This window comes from Polaromonas sp. P3_C2 (assembly GCF_056402675.1).
Window position 1 is genome coordinate 1 of record NZ_JBFUGX010000282.1, and the last position, 5374, is coordinate 5374.

General features: G+C 64.9%; 5 protein-coding genes. 2 read left to right on the plus strand and 3 right to left on the minus strand.

Annotated elements, in window-relative coordinates:
- Together AC1DWI_RS12915 and AC1DWI_RS12920 are read left to right on the plus strand one after the other, a co-directional pair.
- A partial coding sequence (locus tag AC1DWI_RS12915; RefSeq protein WP_477724968.1) for an NADP-dependent oxidoreductase occupies nucleotides 1-854 on the plus strand: 854 nt, incomplete at its 5' end.
- A 45-nt stretch (nucleotides 855-899) separates the two neighbouring features.
- Nucleotides 900-1604 carry an SDR family oxidoreductase gene (locus AC1DWI_RS12920; protein ID WP_477670173.1) on the plus strand — a complete coding sequence of 235 codons (705 nt, stop codon included), beginning with the start codon at nucleotides 900-902 and terminating at the stop codon, nucleotides 1602-1604.
- Nucleotides 1605-1689: 85 nt separating this feature from the next.
- Here AC1DWI_RS12920 and xylB read toward each other — a convergent pair whose 3' ends face one another.
- From xylB to AC1DWI_RS12935, 3 genes are all read right to left on the minus strand, one after another.
- Nucleotides 1690-3159: a xylulokinase gene (gene xylB, locus AC1DWI_RS12925; protein WP_477724969.1), complete on the minus strand. Its 1470-nt coding sequence runs from the start codon at nucleotides 3157-3159 to the stop codon at nucleotides 1690-1692.
- Between the two features lie 3 nt (nucleotides 3160-3162).
- A complete protein-coding gene (locus tag AC1DWI_RS12930) occupies nucleotides 3163-4317 on the minus strand; it encodes a Gfo/Idh/MocA family protein (protein ID WP_477670175.1) in 1155 nt (384 codons plus the stop codon).
- Nucleotides 4314-5374, minus strand: a 1061-nt coding sequence (locus tag AC1DWI_RS12935) for a sugar phosphate isomerase/epimerase family protein (protein ID WP_477724970.1), incomplete at its 5' end; no start/stop codon positions are given. The genes AC1DWI_RS12935 and AC1DWI_RS12930, both read right to left, overlap by 4 nt.

The following is a 5374-nucleotide window of genomic DNA, read 5'->3' on the forward strand; positions in this document are numbered from 1 at the left end:
AGTTCAAACTCATACTGCCCTATCGCCTGCCTCTCATTCTGGGCCACGACGTCGCTGGGGTGGTCGTCAAGGTCGGCCCAGGCGTGCGGCAGTTCAAGCCGGGCGATGAGGTCTACGCCCGGCCGGATGATTTCCGGATCGGTACCTTCGCTGAATTCGTCCCGGTCAAGGAGGCATCCCTGGCGCTCAAGCCTGCGGGGCTCACGATGGAAGAAGCCGCTTCCATTCCCCTGGTGGCTTTGACGGCCTGGCAGGCGTTGGTTGAAAAGGCCCAGCTGAAAAAGGGGCAAAAGGTCTTCATTCAGGCGGGCTCCGGCGGCGTAGGCAGTTTTGCCATTCAGTTGGCCAAGCACCTGGGCGCCACCGTCGCCACGACGACCAGCACGGGTAATGTCGCGCTTGTGAAGAGTCTGGGCGCGGACGTCGTGATCGACTACAAGACGCAGGATTTCGAGGCCGTCTTGCGCGACTACGACGTGGTGCTGAACAGCCAGGACGGCAAGACGTTGAAGAAGTCACTGCGCGTGCTTAAGCCCGGCGGGAAACTCATCTCCATCTCCGGCCCACCCGATCCCGCATTCGGCAAGGAAAGCAGTGCTCCTGCATTCGTAAAGCTCGTGATGCGCATGCTGAGTTCAGGCATCCGGCGCAGGGCAAAGAGCCGCGAAGTTGACTACGCGTTTCTCTTCATGAAGGCAAGTGGCAGCCAACTGCGCGAGATCACGCGGCTCTTCGATGCTGGTGCTATCCGTCCGGTGATGGACCGGGTCTTTCCGTTCGAGGCAACCAACGAGGCCTTGGCCTACGTCGAGGCGGGCCATGCAAAAGGCAAGGTCGTCATCAAGGTCAAGTGAACCTGTTTTCCCTAATCTGCTTTTCCCACCCACTGGAGTTTTCTCATGCAAATCAAAAACGCTGTTGTTCTCGTCACCGGCGCCAATCGCGGCATCGGCCTGGCATTCGCGCGCGAGCTGCTCGCCCGCGGTGCCCGCAAGGTCTACGCGGCCGCTCGCGACCCCGCCACCATCACCCTGCCCGGTGTTCAGGCTTTAAAGCTCGACGTCACCAAGCCTGAAGACGTAGCGGCCGCCGCAGCGCTGGCGCCGGATGTCACGCTGGTAATCAACAATGCCGGCATTGCCCAGCGGGGTGGCTTTCTGGCGGCCGACAGTGAAGACACCACCCGGCGCATCTTCGAGACCAACGTCTACGGCGTACTGCGCATGAGCAAGGCCTTCGCGCCGGTTCTCAAAGGCAACGGCGGCGGTGCCCTTCTCAATGTGTTGTCGGTGGCCTCGTGGGTGAACGGCGGTGAGCTGGCAGCTTATTCGGCCAGCAAGTCGGCGGCCTGGTCGCTCACCAATGCCTTGCGCAGYGAACTCGCGGCGCAAAAGACGCAGGTGCTGGGGCTGCACATGGCCTATGTCGATACCGACCTCACGCGCGGCTTCGAGGTTCCGAAGTCCAGCCCTGAAGACATCGTCAAGCGTGCGCTCGACGGACTCGAATTGGGGGTTGATGAAGTGCTGGCCGATGAAATCACCCAACATGTCAAAGCCGGGATGACGGCGGCCAGGCCCAGCTACCTTCCGCAGGCATCCTGACTTCGAAATCTGGCCGGACCATCTGCGCCAGCAGGTTGTGACAGATGCCATTGCCACGCCAACACGCGGGTGGCGACTCCACTTTCTATGGCTGGAAGTGAGGTACGAGGCTGTTGTATAACCCTGCCAGCCGGGCGGCGCGGTTCTGCATCCGCGTCCTCTCGGCCGCTCGCACCTCGAATACGTCAGTCACCTCTGGTGCACAAAATATTTTCGCCGCTTCGCCCGGGTCGCAGGCCAGCCAGGCCAGCCGGGCTGCGCCCAGCGATGGGCCAACCTCGGCATCCGCGTGCCGGACCACCTGCAGGCCGGTAGCGTCGGCCAGCATCTGAGCCCAATAGGCATTGCGCGAGCCGCCGCCGATCAGGCTGACGCGCGCAAGGCCAGGCTGAACCGACTGCAGCGCGGCAATCCCCTGCGCCATGCCCAGGCACACACCCTCGAGGGTGGYATTCACAATGTCTTCGCGCTGCGTGCCTGCGTGCATGCCGAAGAACACGGCTTTGGCATGCGGATTGTTGTGCGGCGTGCGTTCGCCGTTCAGATAAGGCAGGAACAACGGGGTGTCTTCGCGCAGGCCGCGCTGCTCTGCCTGCGCAAGCAGCACGGCCACGTCGCGCTCTCCCAGCAGCCCCGCTGTGAACTCGAGGCACGAGGCGGCCGACAGCATCACGGACATCAGGTGCCAGGCCTCTGGCAACGCGTGGCAGAAGCTGTGCACCGCCTGCTGTGGATTGGCGACAAAAGAGCCGGTGGCCACGAACACTACACCGGACGTTCCCAGGGACAGCATCGCTTCACCCGGGTTCACCACACCAGCGCCCAGGGCGCCTGCTGCGTTATCGCTGGCACCGGCTACCACCGGCACTTCGCGCAAGCCCCAATGCTGCGCGACCTCTGGCAGCAGAGTGCCGGTGACCTCCGGGCCTTCGTGCAACCTGGGCATGTGCGCGGTAGACAGGCCGCAAGCGGCCAGGAGTTCGTCACTCCATGCGCGCCTGCCCACATCCAGCCACAGTGTGCCGGACGCGTCGGACAGGTCGGTCGCATAGTCGCCGGTCAGACGCCAGCGCAACCAGTCCTTGGGCAGCAGTACTTGCCGCACCCGGTCGAACACGCCGGGCTCGTGTTTGGATACCCAAAGCAGCTTGGGCGCCGTGAAACCCGGCATCATCAGGTTGCCGGTGATCTGACGTGACCGCGGCACCGCCCGCTCCAGTTCCGCGCATTCCGCCGCCGCCCGGCCGTCGTTCCAGAGGATGGCCGGCCGCAGAACCTCACCGCGCCCATCCAGCAGGGTCGCGCCGTGCATCTGCCCGGTCAGGCCGACGGCCTCGATCTCGCCGCCTGCGTGGCCACCGCGCCGCAATTCCTGCAACGCGGCACCCACGGCTGCATCGCACGCACGCCACCATTCCGAAGGATGCTGCTCGCGCCACAAGGGCCGGGGTGCATCCACCGACAGCGGCGCGGAGCCGCTGGCCACCAGGCGGTGGCCGCGGTCCAGCACGACCGCCTTGACACTGGAGGTGCCCAGATCAATGCCCATGAACATCGGTCAATCCTCGAACGGCGTCCACTTGGCCGTGCTGGCCGCAGACTGCACCACCTTCTCGATGAACCGCACACCGCGGGCGCCATCTTCGAGGCGGGGATAGTCGGCGTCCAGCGGATTCGGTGTATTGCCAGATTGCAGCGCGCGGATGTGCGCAGCCACTCCCAGGTAGACATTGGCAAAGGCTTCGATAAAGGCCTCGGGGTGCCCCGTGGGCAAGCGTGTCGCTCGGCGGGCTGCCTCACCGAGCCACGGCGAGCCCCGCGTCAGCATGCGGGCCGGGCCGTCGATGGGAGCATGCAGCAGCCGGTTGGGCTCCTCCTGGCGCCAATCCAGCGTACCGGTGGTGCCGAACACGCGCAGCCGCAGGTCGTTTTCGCAACCCACCTCGATCTGCGACGCGATCAGCACGCCCCTGGCGCCGTTCTTGAACCGCAGCAGGACATTGCCGTCGTCGTCAAGGCGCCGGCCCGGCACGAAGATGGTGAGGTCCGCGCAGATGCTTTCCAGCTCCAGGCCCGTCACCGTCGCCACCAGGTTCTCCGCGTGCGAGCCGATGTCGCCGATGGCGCCGGCCACGCCGCTGCGCGCCGGGTCCGTCCGCCAGTCGGCCTGCTTCTGCCCGCTTGCCTCCAGGTGGGTGGCAAGCCAGCCCTGGTTGTATTCGACGATGACCTTGCGCACCACGCCGATCGCGCCGCGCGCAACCATGTCACGCGCCTCGCGCACCATGGGATAGCCCGTGTAGTTGTACGTGACACCGAAGATGGAGCCGCTGCGCTTGACAACCCGAACGAGCTCGGCGGCCTCCTCGCTGCTATGGACCAGCGGCTTGTCACACACCACATGGATGCCCGCCTCGGCGAACGCGCGGGCGACGGGGAAATGCACATGGTTGGGCGTGACGATGGAGATGAAGTCGATGCGCTCGTCCTTGCTGCGCCGCAGTTCGCCTTCCAGCAGGTCTTCCCAGCGGCCGTGGTTGCGTTCATCCCGCAGGCCGAGGTCGCGGCCTGACGCGCGCGCGCGCTCGGCATCGGACGACAGTGCACCGGCCACCAGCTCCATCTGCCCATCCAGCGCCATGGCCTTGCGGTGTACAGCACCGATGAAAGCACCCTGCCCGCCGCCCACCATCGCATAGCGCAGTTTTCTCATGAGCCCGCCATCCCGCCCTGCTTGGCCTTGTCGAACACGGCGTCGAACGCTCCCGCGGCCGGCTTGAAGTCCAGCCGCTTGCTGTAGGCCGCGCTTTCAGTAGCGCCGTGCACGCGGTCCATGCGGCTGTCCTCCCACTCGACGCTCAGCGGTCCGTTATAGCTCACGTCGTTGAGCGCAACGATGATGGATTCGAAGTCGATCTGCCCGCGCCCGACACTGCGAAAGTCCCAGTGGCGGCGCGCGTCACCGAAATTGGTGTGCCCGCCGAAGACCCCCACAGTGCCGTCGCCCCGGCCCCACCACACGTCCTTCATGTGCACGTGATAGATGCGGTCGCCGAATGTCCGGATGAACTTGACATAGTCCACGCCCTGGTAGCCCAGGTGGCTGGGGTCGAAGTTGAAACCGAAACGCTTGTGACCTCCCACGGCTTCGATGGCGCGCTGCGCCGAAGCGATGTCGAAGGCGATTTCCGTGGGGTGCACTTCCAGCCCGAAATTCACGCCACACTGCTCGAACACATCGAGGATGGGTTTCCACCGGTTGGCAAAGTCGACGAAGCCCTTGTCCCAATACTCCTGCGAAGTGGGCGGAAACGCGTACAGCGAATGCCAGATGGACGAGCCGGTGAAGCCCGTCACCACCTTCACGCCCAGCTTGGCGGCGGCACGCGCGGTGTCCTGCATTTCCCGCGCGGCGCGCTGCCGCACGCCTTCCGGATCGCCGTCCCCCCAGACTTGCGGCGACAGGATGGCCTTATGCCGCTCGTCGATGAGGTCGCAGACCGCCTGGCCCACCAGATGGCTGCCGATCGCAAAACAGCGCAAGCCGTGCTGTTCCAGCAGATCGCGCCGGTCCTGCACGTAGCGATCGCTCGCCAGGGCCTCCTGCACATCGAAATGGTCGCCCCAACATGCCAGTTCCAGGCCGTCGTAGCCCATGCTGCGTGCCAGGGGTGCCAGCTCCTTGAGAGGCAGGTCCGCCCATTGCCCGGTAAAAAGAGTGACAGGTCTTGCCATGGCTGCCTCAGAACGGGGAGTCGGGGAAGTAGTAC